This is a genomic window from Nitrospira sp. T9, assembly GCF_052156535.1.
In the GTDB taxonomy this organism is placed as follows: domain Bacteria; phylum Nitrospirota; class Nitrospiria; order Nitrospirales; family UBA8639; genus Nitrospira_E.
Window position 1 is genome coordinate 1 of sequence record NZ_JBQKUP010000024.1, and the last position, 16,441, is coordinate 16,441.

Below are 16,441 nucleotides of genomic sequence, written 5' to 3' on the forward strand. Positions count from 1 at the left end.
GGTATTCCAGCTGGTGCTATAGGGATTAGTCGTATCTTCAGCCCCGAGGTTCGCGCCCTGGAGACGGAATTGGACGCCTGTAACACCCACATTATCGCTGGCACTGGCGCTAACCGTTACCGTGCCGGAGATAGTTCCAGCGCTGGGGGACGTCAACGTGATGGTCGGGGGCGTGGTGTCACCTGGGGTGGCACCATCTGCTTTAACAATGACGGAATACATGCTGCAACATCCACCGCTAGCATTGCCCCCGAGGGTGATGGTGCCGGCTGGAAAGGAGCGCACAAACAGGCTGAAGGTCGCATCCGAGGTCACCAGATTTGTGCCGGTATCGGTAAACGTGTTCAGCCACGCAGGTTTCGAGGTAATGCGATCGCCATGGGCGACATACACGGATACAGGTTGATTAACTGTAAAGCTGAGGAAGGCGGTATTGGTCGCTGCTTTGTCATCATTTGCCGTACGGATATATGCCGCACCCTGCACGAGAGTGGGGACGGTCGTAAAGGTATAGGAACGGTCGATATATACGGTGCCACCCGCTTGCAGGCCGGAAGTGGGCACAACATAGGCTTTCCCATTGGACACGGTCAGGTTCGAAATATTGAGGGTTGAGGTGGGTGGGGGGGGAGGGGAGGTACCTGTAGGGATGGAAATCTGCTTTTCAGTGGAAGGGGCGCTTTCATTTCCGGCTGTGTCAAATGCTGTTGCTATAAATCCATAGGTTGTGCCCCCATTGAGCCCGGAAACGGTTGTTGCGGGCGAGGATGGATTGCTGGGCATTCCTGAAAATATGGGTTGTCCAAAGTCTTGAGAAGGTAACGCCCGTTTGTAAACTTTATATCCGGCTAAATCCGATTCGGTATTTTTATTCCAGGTCACCGAAACGTTAGCTGAAAAAACCTTGGCGCAAGGTATTACAGTTATCAATGCGAACAAAAGCATATAAAACGAAAGTATTTTTGGAGATACGTGAGAAGCCAGGCCCAAGATTAATTTTGTAAAAAGCTGTACGACGATGTTGGAAAGCCTCTGGCCCATTTGCACAAGTTGAGACATCACGGCCCTGGGAATTTTGGTGGAGAGAGAATTTTTAAATAAGGGGATGGTGCTTTGGAATTTCATTATTCATCTCCTGCATTGGTAGACTGTTTCCCATTTCAAAAATAGTTTTCTCGAACGGTTTTTTCTCTGTGCGTGTCTATTTTCAACTTGCCCTCTCTAAATGTAAGTTCAATCAGAGAAGAAAGCATGGCTTTCTTAAATTACTCCTAGGAGGAGAAAGGCAAGCCGAATTGTTTAATCGGGCAATAAAATCTAAATTTCCAAGTACTGTCTAAGAAAACTTGGAAGGTGTTTTTAATTCAGGGGGAGGATGATGAAAAATTATGAAGATGGATAAATTGGGGGGGGGGAAATAAAGAGACACGCAATGAGTAGATAAAGTAATTGTCACGATAATAAACATGCCCCATTAAATTTTCGCATCCGACAGGTGGGAAAATTCAAGGAGTGGGGTTTTTGATAGAATTTGAAAATCTTTCCAATAATTAAGTTAGCTACGGTGGCACATGCAATAAAGAGACCAGTGAAGCCAAGGTCTAAATATTTAATTGTTTCTAAACAGAAAAATTGGCAGGCGCTTTTATAGAAACTTCATGAAATATTGGATTTTCGTGTAGGATTAATCAATCTTATGTAGGAAATACAATTCAGCATTGCTACGTAGCCAACTTTTATGTGAAAGTTCTTTGGTGTTTTCGAGGAAGGGGGATAGTTAAATTTGCAATGGAGAGAACAAAGCAGGTTGTTTGGAAATTTTTTCACTCAGGTCTAGAGTCAACAGATACAAATACTTTTGAAACGTTCCTATTCGTTTTGGTGTTTTAAAAATGTTGACACGTCTATCTATATTTTGGCGATTAACCCTTGGGTACCTGACAATCCTTGCATTGGTGGTTGGCGTGAATTTATATATTCTCCATCAATTTCGTGCCTTAACGGAATTAGGCGCTGAGTTAGCGACTCATCACTTTCCAGCTGTGGAAACGGCTAAGCGTCTCATTACCAGTCTGTATGCGCAATTAAAAAGTGACAAGCAATATTTGGTACTTCGGGATACCACACTTCTGAAAGATTTTCTTCAGGAGGCTGAAAATTTTCGCAAAACCTTAAAAGCGCTTCAAGATCAGGAAAACCCTGGCAGTACGCTGGAAGCACTTGCGAAAACAAAGGAACTTCACGAAGAATTTCATACCTTATTTTTGAGTGTTGGCGTTGAGCAAGCCGACCGTTCTCCTCAGGCTATCGCCAGCTATGAGCAAAATCGTGATACCTTGATTACCGCTATAACCCAATCCATCAACGCCTATATCACTGCTCAGGAAGCCAGTGTCGGCGCGATTCTCAAGGATTCCCATCTTCGTTCGGTGCAGGCCCAGGAAATTACGAAACAGCTTCTGGTGATGGCGTTGGTTCTAGGTCTTGGCTTGGCCGGGATCGCCAGCTATAGTATCCTCCGGCCCCTTCGACGAGTTAAAGCTCAAATCCGCAGAATTGGACAAGGTCAATTTGGAGGGACGATCTCCCTTTCTGTTCCACAGGAGTTACGTGAACTGGTTGGCCAGGTAAATTGGATGGGCGAAAAACTACAAAAGTTAGATGAGATGAAATCGGAATTCCTGGCAAATATTTCCCATGAGTTACGGACCCCGTTAACGTCTATTCGTGAAGGCTCACAGCTTCTGCTGGATGGAATTCCTGGAACGCTGACGAAAGACCAACGAGAAACCCTCACCATTATTTCTGAGAGTAGTCAACGGCTCAATCACTTAATCGGGAATCTTTTGGATTTATCCCGGATGGAGGCCGACATGGTCTCCTATAATTTTAGTCCAACCGACTTAAATCGTTTGGTCGTCCGGTCGACAGAAAAAGTCAAATTTCTCGCAGAACGAAAAAACATTCATCTGACCCTCGATTTGTTTCAGAACAAGGTGAGGTTCTATGATCTGGATGGGCCGAGGATGGAACAAGTGTTGGAAAATCTTTTATCGAATGCGATTAAATTTAGTCCTGAAGGAACGACGGTGCTGATTCGATCAAGGCCGGATAGTGCCGGAGGAGGGTTGCAATTTTCGGTGTCTGATACGGGACCGGGAATTCCCGAAGCTGATTTGCCTCATATTTTTGAACGATTTTACCAGGGGAAAACCCAAGAAGGCCGTGTGTATGTGGGGAGTGGAATCGGGTTGGCCTTGGCGAAGCGGGTGGTCGAAGCCCATGGTGGAAAAATTTGGGCTGAGAGTATTCTGGGAACCGGGACTGCCTTGCATTTTACCATTCCCAAGCGAAAACATACGGGGAGTGTCAATTGACACGCAAAAAAATTGAGTCGTTGATCCTGGTGTTTTTAGTTTCCGTAATGCTTCTTGAATGGGGTGGGTCTAACCTCACCGATTGGGATCGATCTGCCTTGGCTCAATCTGGTTCAACCGGATACTCTTCGGTGTCCTCGGTGTTAACTCCTGACCCTGAAGATGTTCCATTTTTTCGGGCAATTGCAGATGATCAGGAAAAGAAGCTGAGTACTTGTAAAAGTGAAGATGAATGCCGTGCGGTCCATTTTCTTCGTGGAGTCGTTGCGTTATATGAAAATAGGGAATTAGCTGCGCTGCATTTTCGAAAAGTGGTGGCTTCCAACCCCAACAGCGTATTGGCGGGTGAGAGCCGATTTTGGTTATGGTTGTTGGACGTATTGAATGCTCCAGGAGGAGGGATCGCTTCCGAGGGCTTAACTAAGCGATTGGTTCGTGAAATAGTGAATAAGGAATTACTGGTCCATGAATTAAGTCGTCAATTGGAAACAGATTCGGTTGACGCACTGAAGATAGAACTAACGAATCGGGAAAAGGCTGTCGACGAATTGAATCAGGCACTCTCGAATCTTTCCAAACAAACAGAACAATTAAAAAAGGAGCAGGCACTCCGCCAGGATGTGCAGCAGGAACTGAAGTCCAGTGAGAGAAAAGTTCAAGAACTGACGAATCAATTAGAGGCGTTACGACGTATCGATCAGGAAATCCGCGAGAAGGCCCCACCGACCCGCCCGTCTGAAAAAATGGCCCCAACCCCCAAACTCGAAAGAGCCGAGGAGAAAGAATTCCCAAATGAAGGTGAAGGAAAAAAATAGAGGAATTGTGATGGCTGATGAACGAATTCTTGTTGTTGATGACGATCCGAGTTTACTGACCCTCTTGAAAATGCGCCTGCATTCCATGGGATTTGTGGTGACGGCCTGTGGCTCCGGGGGGGATGCGTTGAGCCGCGTTCAGGAAGATCCCTATGATTTTGCCATTCTGGACCTTCGATTGCCGGATGCTGATGGCTTGGATCTGATGGAAGAATTGCATCAGCATCAAACGAATCTTCCAATCCTGATTTTAACGGCGCATGGCTGTATTCCTAATGCGGTGGAAGCCATGAAAAAAGGTGCGTATGGGTATTTAACCAAACCGTTTGATGACAAAGAGTTACTGGAGAGTATTGATAAAGCCCTCACCACCAAACGAATGAGTCAGGAAATTCATCGACTACAATTGCTTGTGAACGAATTATATGGGCTTGAAAATGTCGTGGCCCGGAGTGCAGAAATGCATACGGTGTTGAAGCAGGTGGCGCAAGTGGCGAAGACCGATACCACCGTCTGTATTTCCGGAGAAACCGGAACCGGGAAAGAAGTTATTGCCCGCGTGCTTCATTGTAATAGCCCTCGAGCTTCGAAACCGTTTATGGCCGTCAATTGTGCAGCTATTCCAGAAACGTTGTTCGAAAGTGAGTTGTTCGGGCATATGAAGGGTTCCTTTACCGGCGCCCATCAAAATAAAAGAGGATTAATCCAAAGTGCTGATAAGGGAACATTATTTTTGGATGAAATTGGTGAAATGCCTTTGTCATTACAGGGGAAACTCTTGCGGGCCATTCAAAATCGAGAGGTGGTGCCCGTCGGAGGGCAAGTGCCCGTGAAGGTGGATGTGAGAATTCTGGCCGCAACCAATAAGGATCTGGAATTAGCCGTTCGGGAAGGACGATTTCGAGAAGATCTGTATTATCGGATTCACGTCGTGCCTTTGTGGATTCCTCCGCTTCGGCAACGACGGGAGGACATTCCTTCTCTCGCACAGTTTTTTCTTAAGCGGAGCATAGAGCATCACGGTAAAATCGTCAAAGGATTTTCCCCTGAAGCCATGCAGGCCTTAATTACGTATCCTTGGCCCGGTAATGTTCGAGAACTTGAGAATATGATTGAACGTGCGGTTGTCATGTCTCCTCAAGACATTATTACGGCCGAATTCCTTGCGCTTTCTCCACAAGAACAGAGCAAGCCAGGTGGCCTTCAGCCATTAACTGATGCGAAAGAGGCATTTGAGAAGGAGTACCTCCAGGATTTGCTGAAAGCTACCCAAGGAAACATCTCCAAGGCGGCACAAATTGCCGGGCGCTATCGGGCAGATTTTTATAAACTGCTCAAAAAATATGGACTGCATCCCTCCGATAGACAGGAAGATGCGTCTCCTTCAAACGGCCAACCAGGACTCCAGTAATTTTGGTGCAGCTGTCAAGAGGCTTATTTCTTAGCATGGGGTCGGGAAGGCGCCAAATTCTCTCCATTTTAACAACGGCAGTTAAGTCGGTTTACGCTGGTTCATACTTCGAAATTCTCGGCAGGAATGGGCTGGAAAGGCCCATATATGCCTGATATGTCATCCCAGTAATTCTGACACGTCACTCCTGTCGGATAGCCTCATGTTCCCATTTCTACATGATTAAATTTATTGGCTGAAACGGGACGGCTTTGTTCTATAGTAGATAAAGAAGCTGAAGATACTCCTCTTCATCAAAATCGAACCCTAGCCTTCCTTGTCCGGCGAGAGGCGAGGTCGATTTGAGAGGCTGAACCCTACAGTCCCCCTCCTCATCTTCCGAAAAAAACTACTACAGTTTTATTCTGATTAATGTCCTGTGGAGCAGGCTAGGATGGTGCTCCATCTTGACCTCTCTCTCCATGATAAAGGTGTCATAAAAACCTGTTGGGAGAAATTCCTTCATTTATTAAACCAGGCTTTTGTAGCCTGGTGACTGAATCCTCATGACCCAGGCCAGAAGAGAAAATCTTACCTTGATATGTAAAGGGCTCGAAAGCCAGCGTAGGTATCCGAGTGGTTCTTCCATAAATCCGGGTGCGCCCGAGAGATGAAAGCATGTGTTACGTAGCATGTCTCCATCAATCAGAATAACGAAAAGACTGTGGTCTTTGGTCACACCGAGAAATGAACGTGTCTGTCTCTAACTCTCAATAGGAATTTGGGGCATTATGAGTGTGTGGGTTATTCCATCTATTCTCACGGCAGGAGTTTCCCTGTTTTTGGCCACGATCATATTTGTGAAGAGAAAGGATGGGGCACATTTTTTCCCTTTACTTTTGCTGATGGCGGTTATGATTTGGATCCATGGGCTGAATGGGATACAAGAAGTGTTTCCAGCCCATCTCATTATTTCCAAAAAACTTATTCTCATTGGTGAGGTCATGCTGCCGGTCATGATCGGCTTGGTCGGTTTTTCATTGTTACATGAATTTTCTGCGAATTCTGTGGCATTGGGCGGAGGGTGGTGGAAGATTATTGCCTGTGGAGCTGCTCTTTTAGCAATGGTGATCGTGGGTACTCCAGATGGATTCATGCAGGTCAATCCTGAGGGGGACATTGTGTTCAGACGACCAGAGGGATTGATGATCTGGGGGTTTATCGTATTGGCCTCCTGTGTGGGAATATTTCAGCTGGAACGTATCCTTCAGTCTTTTCCCGATCCTCTACGATATCGATTGAAATACGTGCTGATTGGATTGGGAGGTCTGGCCTGCATATCCATCGCGCAGGCCTTTCATTTGGTCGTGGTTTCGGTGTGGCGATCGGAAGATGTGTGGGCAGGGGGGATCGCATCGTTGAGTTCTCTCATGGTTATGGCACTGGGATTGAGGCGATGGCGAGGACCGCAGGTGATCCAGAAGATTCAAATTAGTCACCAGGCATTATATGCTTCCCTGGTCGTCGTGTGTGTGAGTGGGTATTTCCTTCTTGTCGCTATGGTGACCGTAGTGGTGCAACAAACCGATTGGGAGGTCAAGGAATCACTGGGAATGGTTCTCATGTTTCTTGCCGTTATGGGTTTGGTGGTCGCCCTGCTTTCCAGGCGTGTTCGTGTCGAATTTCTGCAAGTCGTTTCTCGCCATTTTTTTAAGGCGAAATATGATTATCGAGAGAAATGGTTAGAGGTCACTGAGACATTTTCGGCCTGTCAGGATGGCTCCGAACTTTTAAACCGATACCTTGAGTGGCTCGGTCGAACATTTGGAACGTCTCGGGTCACAATTTGGAAACATTTTGATGTTGATGGACGGTATCATCAAATACGAATGGAACGGCGTCGAAGGAAATTAACGGAGAATAATCGGTCATCGAATGTGTCAGAGCCGATTCCCATTCCTGGAACACACCCTCTTGTTCATCTATTGAAAAAAAAACAAGAACCCTTGTTGGTGCAAGTGGGGCAGCGGACGGGTGAGGATTGGAGGGAATTTCTTGATGTCACTCACGCCCATGTGTGTGTACCCCTGGTGACGGAGCAAGGCCGACTGCTTGGATTTTGTACGCTTAGTCAGGAATCGGTTCTTGACGATTACGATCATGACGATTTGGATTTACTGCGAGCCATTGCGCACCATGTGACGATGCTGCTCATTCAATTTGAGTTAGTTGAAGAGCGTAGTTCATCCGCTAAATGGGAAGCCGTGCATCGGTTCTCGGCTTTTTATTTACATGATTTAAAAAATTTGGCGTCGAGTTTATCTATGGTGGCTCAGAATGCGGCGCAATACGGGAGTAATATTGAATTTCAGACAACGGCAATGCAGACCGTTAAAAGTACGTCTCAGCGAATTATCGATTTAATGGGAGAATTATCTCGTCAGGCGAACGAACCGAATTTGAGTGAGGGAGTCCCGACAGAGTCGGTGGATGTGAATCTGTTGATCAAGGACATTCTGGTGGCCGTCAACGGCCCTGGATGCCAACCGAATTTTTCCCCGGGGCTGGAGGTTCCGGTCCTTCAGCTCAAAAGGGAGGCAATCAAACAAGTTCTGCTAAATCTCATTCTAAATGCGCGCCAGGCGATTGAGGGACAGGGCACGATTGAAATATCCACCGCCTATGATGGCAAGGAGGTGATCGTTGAAATGGTCGATACAGGGGGTGGAATGTCCGTGGCCCAGCTTGAAAATATTTTTCAGCCATTCAAAAGCTCCAAAAAGAATGGATTGGGTGTAGGACTGTTTCAATGTAAGCGTATTGTAGAGGACCATCATGGCGTCATTCACATTGAGAGTCAGGAAGGGCGGGGCACATCGGTGATGATTACATTTCCCGTACAAAGTGCCGATAATGCAAGTACTATGGTGTTTGGTGTGTCTCAAGTCGGGGTAGAATATGACTCAAGAAGAAACAAGTGACCATGAAGTCTGATCCGCTTGCTGAAAATTCACATCTTCCTTCACTTCTTCTGGTTGATGACCGGCAAGAAATTCTTGAACAGATGAAGTGGGGATTAAAGTCCTCCTATATGATCTATGAGGCAGATCATCGCGCGGCAGCTGTCGATATTCTGCAACGGGAAAAGATCTCAATGGTCACCTTAGATTTAGGTTTGCCACCTGATGCCGGTGGGGTGACGGAGGGATTGTCTGCCTTGGAACAATTGCTTGCGGTGAATCCTTTGGTGAAGGTGGTCGTCATCACGGGAAATCAAGATCGAGCGAATGCGCTCAAGGCTATTCAATTGGGCGCATATGATTTTCTGGAAAAGCCGGTAGACTTGGAAGTGTTAAAAGTTGTTCTGCAGCGCGCCGTATATTTGGCCGGTCTGGAAAAAGAAAACCAAAAACTTCTGGAGCGTGAGGCGAAACGGGGATTTCCTGAAATTATCGGAAGCAGCCCGGTCATGGTTAAAGTTTTCGATACCATCCGGCGAGTAGCCGGTTCGGATATTTCTATTTTAATCGTCGGAGAAAGCGGTACAGGAAAGGAGTTAGTGGCTCGGGCGATTCATCAGCAAAGTCACAGAAAGGACGGCCCTTTTATCGCGATTAATTGTGGGGCTATTCCCGAAACGTTGCTGGAAAGTGAGTTGTTTGGACATGAGAAAGGTGCGTTTACCGGAGCCCATCTCCAGCGTTCAGGTCGAATTGAGTCAGCCCATGGCGGGACGCTTTTTCTAGATGAAATTGGTGAGATTTCTCCTGCATTACAAGTCAAGTTACTTCGGGTTTTACAAGAACGAAGTATCGAGCGGGTAGGCGGACGGGTAGAAATTCCAGTTGACACAAGGGTTCTGGCAGCCACCAATATGGATCTTCAGCTGGCAATGAAAGATGGCCGCTTCCGGGAAGATCTGTATTATCGATTGAATACCGTGACCATTACGGCTCCTCCCTTACGGGAGCGGGGTGGCGATATCGTGATGTTGGGCAAATCCCTGCTTCAGCGTTATTCAGAAGAAGCGAAAAAGAAGATTTCCGGATTTACGCGGGAAGCGCTGATGTCTCTCGAGCAATATCATTGGCCCGGAAACATTCGAGAATTAGAAAACAGGATTCGTCGCGCCGTGACGCTAACCGACAATCCAAGAATTGCTCCGGAAGATTTAGATTTATCCCCTCCGGATGAGAGTCAGGATGGGCTTACCTTGAAAGTAGCCAGAGATACGGTCGAAAGGCGAGTGATTGAGCAAACTCTAGCCAAAACAGGTGGAAATATTACCAAGGCTGCGACCATCCTTGGTGTGAGCCGCCCGACCCTGCATGATTTAATTTCCCGCCATCACATAAAAAAATAACTATCCCTCCTCGGTAATAGACAATTCCCAACTTCCAAATTGAGCAGAGAAAAAGAGTTAGGATCGATAGGATGCGTTGATTTTTACGTAATCGTAAGTCAGATCCGTGGTCCAGATCTTGGAAGATCCTTTGCCCATTCCGAGTGAAATAAAGATGGTCAGGAAGGACTTCTTCATTTCCTGTTTAATTCGGCGTTCCACATGAGGCCCCAGCCCTTTCCCGTTTTTGACGATGGGAATCTTATTGAATCCAATGAGAAGTTTCTCCGCTTTAACAGGGACACCGGCTCGTCCTAATGCGGCCACAATTCTCCCCCAGTTGGGATCCGTCCCAAATATAGCGGTTTTGACTAAAGGGGAGGTGGCTAGGGTATTGGCAAATTGTTTGGCGGCCCGGTCACTGGAAGCCTGAGTGATCTGGAATTCAATGATTTTGGTGGCACCTTCGCCATCCCGAACAATTTCCATTGCCAGATGGTGACAGACTTGAAATAAGAGGGCTTCAAATTTGCTATGTGCCGTCGTTCCGGTTTTGATGGGTAGGTTTCCGGCTTCCCCGTTGGCCAGACATAAGGCCGTGTCATTGGTGCTGGTTTCCCCATCAACAGAAATACAGTTAAATGTTTGGTTGGTGACAGCGCGAAAGGTAGTTTGTAGCGTTTTTTGGTCAATGGCTGCGTCTGTTGTGACATAGGCCAACATGGTCGCCATGTCAGGGTGGATCATTCCTGAACCTTTGGCGATTCCCCCTATTGTCACTATTTTTCCGCCAATTCGGTCTTGAACCGCGATTTCCTTAGGCCAGGTGTCTGTCGTCATGATCGCCTTGGCAGCTTCCTGGTGACCAGCCTTGCGTAGTCGTGAGATCAAAATGGGAATCCCGTTTCGTACTGCCGGCATCGGTAGGGGAACCCCAATGACACCAGTGGATCCGACAAACACATGGTGAAGGGGAATTGTGAGTTGGTCGGCAACTCTCCGACCCATTTCCCTGGCGTGGACCAAACCTTCTGGTCCGGTAAATGCGTTAGCATTGCCACTATTAACAATGAATGCTTGACCTGTGCCTTTCTTGAGATTAAGCCGGTCGAGAATTACGGGAGCGGCTGGGAGCCTGTTGGAGGTGAACACCCCGGCGATAGGTCCAGGCTTCTCTGACACGATCAAGGTCAGATCAAGCTGCTTGGTCTTTTTAATTCCTGAATGAATCCCTGCGGCTAGGAATCCTTTGGGGGCAGTGATCCCGCCTTTTATGCGTTTAGACATGAAAACATCCCCTTCTCGTCAGGAGAAACTGGTGAACGTGGTCTAGGGAAAGAGCCCTGGCGCGGTCAATCCGAGTGTTTCGGGAAGTCCTAACATAAGATTCATACATTGAATCGCTTGTCCGGCTGCGCCTTTTACGAGATTGTCCAGCGAACCTGTGGTGATGAGATAGCCCGTTCGAGAATCATAGGTACAACTGAGGTCACAAAAATTTGATCCTCGCAGATTTTTCGGATTGACCCCTTCGGAACTGGGAAAGAGTCGAATGAAATATTCGTCTCGATACCGACTGTTATAAGCTGCATCCAGATGGGATTGTTCAATGCCGGGTTTCAATTTGGCATAGGCGGTGCTCAGAATGCCTCGGTTAATCGGTATTAAGTGAGGTGTGAAAATTATAGATGGACTGGGAAAAGCTGTTTTTGATGATGGAGCAGGAATCAGTCGTGCCAACTCCTGTTCGATTTCAGGCACATGGCGATGCTTGCCAATTTTATAGGCATGAATGGCTTCATGCGATTCAGGAAAGTGAGTGCCCAGTGCAGGTGTGCGACCGGCTCCTGAAATTCCCGACTTTGCGTCAATGATAATCGAGTTGAGCTCAATAAGGTCTTGGGCCACAAAGGGCGCGAGTTGCAAAATGGCGACGGTGGGATAACACCCGGCAACGGCGACAAGGTTGGTTTTGGCGATAGCTGCGCGATTGAGTTCTGGTAGTCCATACACCGCATTTTTGAGCAGGCCAGGGAAGGTATGGGGGGTTTGATACCATTGCTCATACACCAACGGATCCTGAAGACGATAATCGGCACTCAAGTCAATGACATGTTTCCCCTGTGAGAGAAAATCGGCTACTGGCTGCAAGGATTGCGTATGAGGAAGCGCGAGAAAAACCACATCGACTTCCTTGGCGATCGAGTCGATATTCAACGAAGACAATGAACAGTCATAAATCTTCGTAAGATGAGGAAGCAGCGACGCGACAGCGCGGCCCTCAGATTTTTCAGACGCCACCACACGGGACAGTGTGACCTGAGGGTGGAGGGTGAGTAATCGAAGTAATTCCCCACCTGTATAGCCACTAGCTCCAATTACAGCAACGCGAATTTTTCTATCCATGGTCTTTTTTCTAGAAAGTTGATTGAGGGGAGAAAGTTTGAGCAGGATACCTATCGGGAAATGATTTTCCTTTGTGACAATTGATTATTTGCGAACAGTTTGATTGGAGTGGCGACGGCATCAGACAGAAGTCGGATTAAAAAAATGGGGGAGGCTGGAAGGCCTCCCCCATAATTCTGCGTGAATGGTGTCCGGCCAATTATCGTTTGGAGTATTGGAACCTGGCTCTGGCGCCTTTTTGCCCGTATTTTTTCCGTTCTTTCACTCTGCTATCTCTGGTGAGCAATCCATTTTTTTTCAGGGGATCCCGTAGCGAAGGATTATATAAGGCCAATGCCTTGGCAATCGCATGGCGAAGGGCTCCCGCCTGACCTGAAACGCCTCCCCCTATCAGGGTGGCTTTGACATTAAATTGCCCGCTTGTTTTGGTGACCTCGAATGGCGTTTGTATCTGGATTTGATGCGTTAATCGTGGAAAATATGAATCGACTGATCGTGCGTTGATGAGAATGTCGCCTTGCCCTGGTTCTACCCACGCTCGGGCAATCGCGTTTTTCCTTTTTCCGGTTGCATATTGAATGGTATCGACCATGTGAGAATAAGTCTCCTTTTTTTCGTTGGAACAGTTACTGATGAATTTAGAGATTCAAAGGCGTTGGGCTTTGCGCTCGATGCAGATGCTCGGCACCAGGGTAAATTTTGAGCTTTTTGGCCATTTGTTTCCCTAACGTACATTTTGGAAGCATCCCACGAATGGCTTTGGTAAGGACTTCGGTTGGTTTCTTTGCATGAAGATGCTCGGCGGTAATGGCTTTGATTCCTCCAGGGTAACCGGTGTGATGATAATAGATCTTTCTACGAAATTTATCGCTGGTGAACTGAATTTCACTGGAATTGATGATGACGACATGATCGCCCGTATCGACATTCGGCGTGAACGTCGGCTTATGCTTTCCACGAAGGATTGAGGCAACCTTGGCGGCCAAGCGTCCAACGGTTTTCCCTTTAGCATCGACTAAGAACCATTGTCGTTCAACTTCCAGCGGTTTAGCTTGATAAGATCGCATGAGTGTCTGAGTTCCTTTCCTCTACTTGATTACATATCTAGATATCGGTTTGTTCTAATCCTTTTTGATCGAGCTTGGAAAGCCAAGTATCCAGATCCTCCCCCCCGCGACGTTCCAGCACCTCCGGGGTCACGTAGATGGGACATTGACATCGGAGAGCTAGGGCAATCGCATCACTCGGCCTTGAATCGATCGATTTTTCCAAGTCATCTTTAGACAAAAACAGCGTTGAAAAATACGTATTATTTTTGACTTCCGTGATTACGACTTTGTTGAGGGTAAATCCAAGGTGCGAGGTAAAACTGCAAATAAGGTCATGGCTCATGGGGCGTGGTGGGATGACGTTCTCCAAGGCCAACCGAATCGATGTTCCTTCGGCGGTTCCGACCCATATGGGAAGAACCTCTGAATTTTTTTCATCCCGTAAGACTACGATTTGCGTGTCGGTATTCGGATCGACCAGGACCCCATGGACCTTTAACGGAATTAATGTGTTTATTTCAGTCATCACCCGCACACTCACTATCAATCGTAAATATTTCAGATGGCCACATGAGCATCAGCTAGACGTCTGATTTCCCAAAATCCTCAGGCTTGAGGTTTTCCAGCCATCGTTCCAATTCTTCTGAGTTTTGTTTATGGAGCACTTCCCCTGAAGCAAAAATAGGAGCATCCGTGCGAAGGGCCACGGCAATCGCGTCACTTGGCCGAGAGTCAACGGTGAACTCGGAATCTCCAAAAAGGAGATGGATTTTGGCGAAGTACGTATTGTCTTTCAGATCTGTAATGACGGTACTGATGACCTTAGCGTCCATATTATCCAGGACCGTTTTCATGAGATCATGGGTCATCGGCCTTGGAGGAGCGATCCGCTCTAAGGCAAAACTAATCGCGCTGGCTTCGGCCTTCCCAACCCAGATTGGGAGCATATCAGAATTTTGTTCATCTCTCAGGATGACAATATAGGCATTGTTGTAGGGGTCAAATAAAAGACCCCTCACGTTCATTTGATTCAACATACGCTAGGCCAGTCATAAATAAAGGACGTGTGTTTTACTTGAAAATCAAACCTTGAAAATTAGCATTCAATGATATGTATTGTCAATGAAAATAAGGGCTTGTCCATCTCCCTATGCTTTGGATTGAGATCTCGTCATTGGTCGTCCTTAAGATAAAGAGCATTTTGGTTTAGAAAAATTATACCATGCGTGAGTGGGCATCGGTAACCAACCTGCATTTGATCTGTTTTATTTACTTTATCATGTCTGAAATTCAAGTTTTGCTCTGACTGTGCCAGTTATCCACTCACATGCCTCCTCACGGGCAATGTGATGCTTTTCGCCAGTTTTACGGTCTTTAATTTCAATGGTGTTCTGTGCCAGTCCCTTATCCCCCAGGATAATATGGAAAGGAATGCCGAGCAAATCTGCATCGTTAAACTTAACTCCACCCCGTTCCTCACGGTCGTCAAGTAATGCCTCTATCCCGTTTTGGGAAAGGTCCTGATAGAGTTGCTCGGAAGCTTGACGGACATTTTCTGATGCGGTGACCGAAAGGATGTGAACCTGAAATGGAGCAATGGGCATGGGCCAACAGATGCCTTTGTCGTCATGGTTTTGTTCAATGGCTGCCGCCGCTGCTCTGCTGACACCAATTCCATAGCATCCCATCACAGCAGGAAGGGTCTGACCTTGAGCATCAAGGTAGGTTGCCCCCATTTTTTCACTATATTTTGTCCCTAGCATAAAGATATGCCCTACTTCGATTCCTCTGGCTGTTTGCAGCGAGCTGCCTCCACGTGGGGAAGGGTCACCGGCCTGAGCCTGGCGAAAATCTCCTATGCTCTCAATGGCAAAATCCCGGTCAATATTGACATGAATAAGGTGGACGTCTGGTTCGTTTCCACCCACAATGAAATTTCTCAAAACAGCCACGGCCTGGTCAGCCAGAATTCGAATTTTTTGAAGACCGATCGGGCCGACAAAACCAACTGGGGCCGTTGTGAAGCGGAGGACCATCTCTGGGGTTGCCAAAGATAATTCATGAATACCAAGATGTCGTTGAATTTTAATTTCGTTCGCTTGATGGTCCCCTCGGATCAGGACCGCGGTTATCTCATTCGTGCCGGTCTGATATAGAAGGGTTTTCACCAGGCGGGAAGGAGGCACGTTAAGTAAGGCGCACACTTCTTCAACTGATTTAGCATTGGGTGTGGAGACCTTTTCCAGCGGTAGTGCGGCCTCAGGTTCCCTGATGATGGGTGGGGCAATTTCGGCCCGTTCGACATTGGCTGCATATTGCGTGTCCGGATCAAAAACGATGAGTTCTTCGCCGGTATTGGCTAGGACCATGAATTCGTGAGAAGAGATGCCACCGATTAAGCCGGTATCGGCCTCCACTGGACGAAATTCGAGGCCCATACGAGAAAAAATGCGGCAATAGGCATCGTACATGTCCTGGTACGTATGTTTGGCTCCTTCCACATCCTGGTCAAAGCTATATGCATCTTTCATGATGAATTCGCGCCCTCGCATGATGCCAAACCGGGGGCGGATTTCATCGCGAAATTTCGTTTGGATTTGATATAGAGTGACGGGCAATTGACGATAAGAACTGACCTCTCGGCGGAATAAATCGGTGACGACTTCTTCGTGAGTGGGGCCCAGGCAAAAGTCCCGCTCATGGCGATCATGTAATCGGAATAGTTCCTTTCCGTAGAAATCCCAGCGATCTGTTTCTTTCCAAAGCTCGGCCGAGGATAGAATCGGGAGTAACAGTTCTTGTGCTCCTATCCGGTTCATCTCTTCGCGAACAATGGTCTCAATTTTCCGAATGACCCTCAATCCTAGAGGAAGGTAGGAATAAATGCCGGCCGCGACTTTTCGGATCATACCCGCGCGAAGCATGAGCCGGTGGCTGACCACTTCGGCTTCCCCGGGATCCTGTCGCATCGTGGGAATTAATGATTGTGATACATGCATGAAGACACCTGGTTATATGGTTAAGGAAAGACTCAGCCGAAGGGAAAACTTACATGGATAGCA

Annotated in this window: 13 protein-coding genes; 5 read left to right on the forward strand and 8 right to left on the reverse strand. The window is 47.2% G+C overall.

Annotated elements, in window-relative coordinates; translation table 11 throughout:
• Nucleotides 1–1,125, reverse strand: a 1,125-nt coding sequence (locus ACTRXD_RS02830) for an Ig-like domain-containing protein (RefSeq protein ID WP_442430328.1), incomplete at its 3' end; no start/stop codon positions are given.
• A gap of 767 nt (nt 1,126–1,892) precedes the next feature.
• Here ACTRXD_RS02830 and ACTRXD_RS02835 point away from each other — a divergent pair.
• The 5 genes from ACTRXD_RS02835 to prsR all read left to right on the forward strand — a co-directional run bounded on the left by ACTRXD_RS02835 (nt 1,893) and on the right by prsR (nt 9,945).
• Entirely contained in the window at nt 1,893–3,377 is a 1,485-nt protein-coding gene (locus ACTRXD_RS02835) for a sensor histidine kinase (RefSeq protein WP_442430329.1), read from the forward strand.
• Nucleotides 3,374–4,192 (forward strand): hypothetical protein, encoded by an 819-nt coding sequence (locus ACTRXD_RS02840; protein ID WP_442430330.1) that lies wholly within the window; start codon nt 3,374–3,376, stop codon nt 4,190–4,192. Before ACTRXD_RS02835 ends, ACTRXD_RS02840 begins: the two co-directional genes overlap by 4 nt.
• A 10-nt stretch (nt 4,193–4,202) precedes the next feature.
• Nucleotides 4,203–5,603 carry a sigma-54-dependent transcriptional regulator gene (locus tag ACTRXD_RS02845; protein ID WP_442430331.1) on the forward strand — a complete coding sequence of 467 codons (1,401 nt, stop codon included), beginning with the start codon at nt 4,203–4,205 and terminating at the stop codon, nt 5,601–5,603.
• 770 nt (nt 5,604–6,373) lie between these two features.
• Nucleotides 6,374–8,563, forward strand: a complete 2,190-nt coding sequence (locus tag ACTRXD_RS02850) for an ATP-binding protein (RefSeq protein ID WP_442430332.1) — start codon at nt 6,374–6,376, stop codon at nt 8,561–8,563.
• A gap of 2 nt (nt 8,564–8,565) precedes the next feature.
• Nucleotides 8,566–9,945, forward strand: coding sequence for a PEP-CTERM-box response regulator transcription factor (prsR, locus tag ACTRXD_RS02855; protein ID WP_442430333.1), 1,380 nt, complete (start codon nt 8,566–8,568; stop codon nt 9,943–9,945).
• Nucleotides 9,946–10,002: 57 nt separating this feature from the next.
• Here the strand turns inward: prsR and argJ are convergent, their stop codons facing one another.
• From argJ to ACTRXD_RS02890, 7 genes are all read right to left on the reverse strand, one after another.
• Nucleotides 10,003–11,211, reverse strand: coding sequence for a bifunctional glutamate N-acetyltransferase/amino-acid acetyltransferase ArgJ (gene argJ, locus ACTRXD_RS02860; protein WP_442430334.1), 1,209 nt, complete (start codon nt 11,209–11,211; stop codon nt 10,003–10,005).
• A gap of 42 nt (nt 11,212–11,253) precedes the next feature.
• Nucleotides 11,254–12,330 carry an N-acetyl-gamma-glutamyl-phosphate reductase gene (gene argC / locus ACTRXD_RS02865; RefSeq protein WP_442430335.1) on the reverse strand — a complete coding sequence of 359 codons (1,077 nt, stop codon included), beginning with the start codon at nt 12,328–12,330 and terminating at the stop codon, nt 11,254–11,256.
• 199 nt (nt 12,331–12,529) lie between these two features.
• Complete coding sequence (gene rpsI / locus ACTRXD_RS02870; RefSeq protein ID WP_442430336.1) at nt 12,530–12,922, reverse strand: 30S ribosomal protein S9; 393 nt, start codon at nt 12,920–12,922, stop codon at nt 12,530–12,532.
• A gap of 46 nt (nt 12,923–12,968) precedes the next feature.
• Nucleotides 12,969–13,397 (reverse strand): 50S ribosomal protein L13, encoded by a 429-nt coding sequence (gene rplM, locus ACTRXD_RS02875; protein ID WP_442430337.1) that lies wholly within the window; start codon nt 13,395–13,397, stop codon nt 12,969–12,971.
• A gap of 37 nt (nt 13,398–13,434) precedes the next feature.
• Nucleotides 13,435–13,905 (reverse strand): bifunctional nuclease family protein, encoded by a 471-nt coding sequence (locus tag ACTRXD_RS02880; RefSeq protein ID WP_442430338.1) that lies wholly within the window; start codon nt 13,903–13,905, stop codon nt 13,435–13,437.
• A gap of 55 nt (nt 13,906–13,960) precedes the next feature.
• On the reverse strand, nt 13,961–14,416 hold the full coding sequence (locus ACTRXD_RS02885; protein WP_312642969.1) for a bifunctional nuclease family protein: 456 nt from the start codon (nt 14,414–14,416) through the stop codon (nt 13,961–13,963).
• Between the two features lie 240 nt (nt 14,417–14,656).
• Complete coding sequence (locus ACTRXD_RS02890; RefSeq protein ID WP_442430339.1) at nt 14,657–16,378, reverse strand: proline--tRNA ligase; 1,722 nt, start codon at nt 16,376–16,378, stop codon at nt 14,657–14,659.
• Nucleotides 16,379–16,441 lie beyond the last annotated feature (63 nt).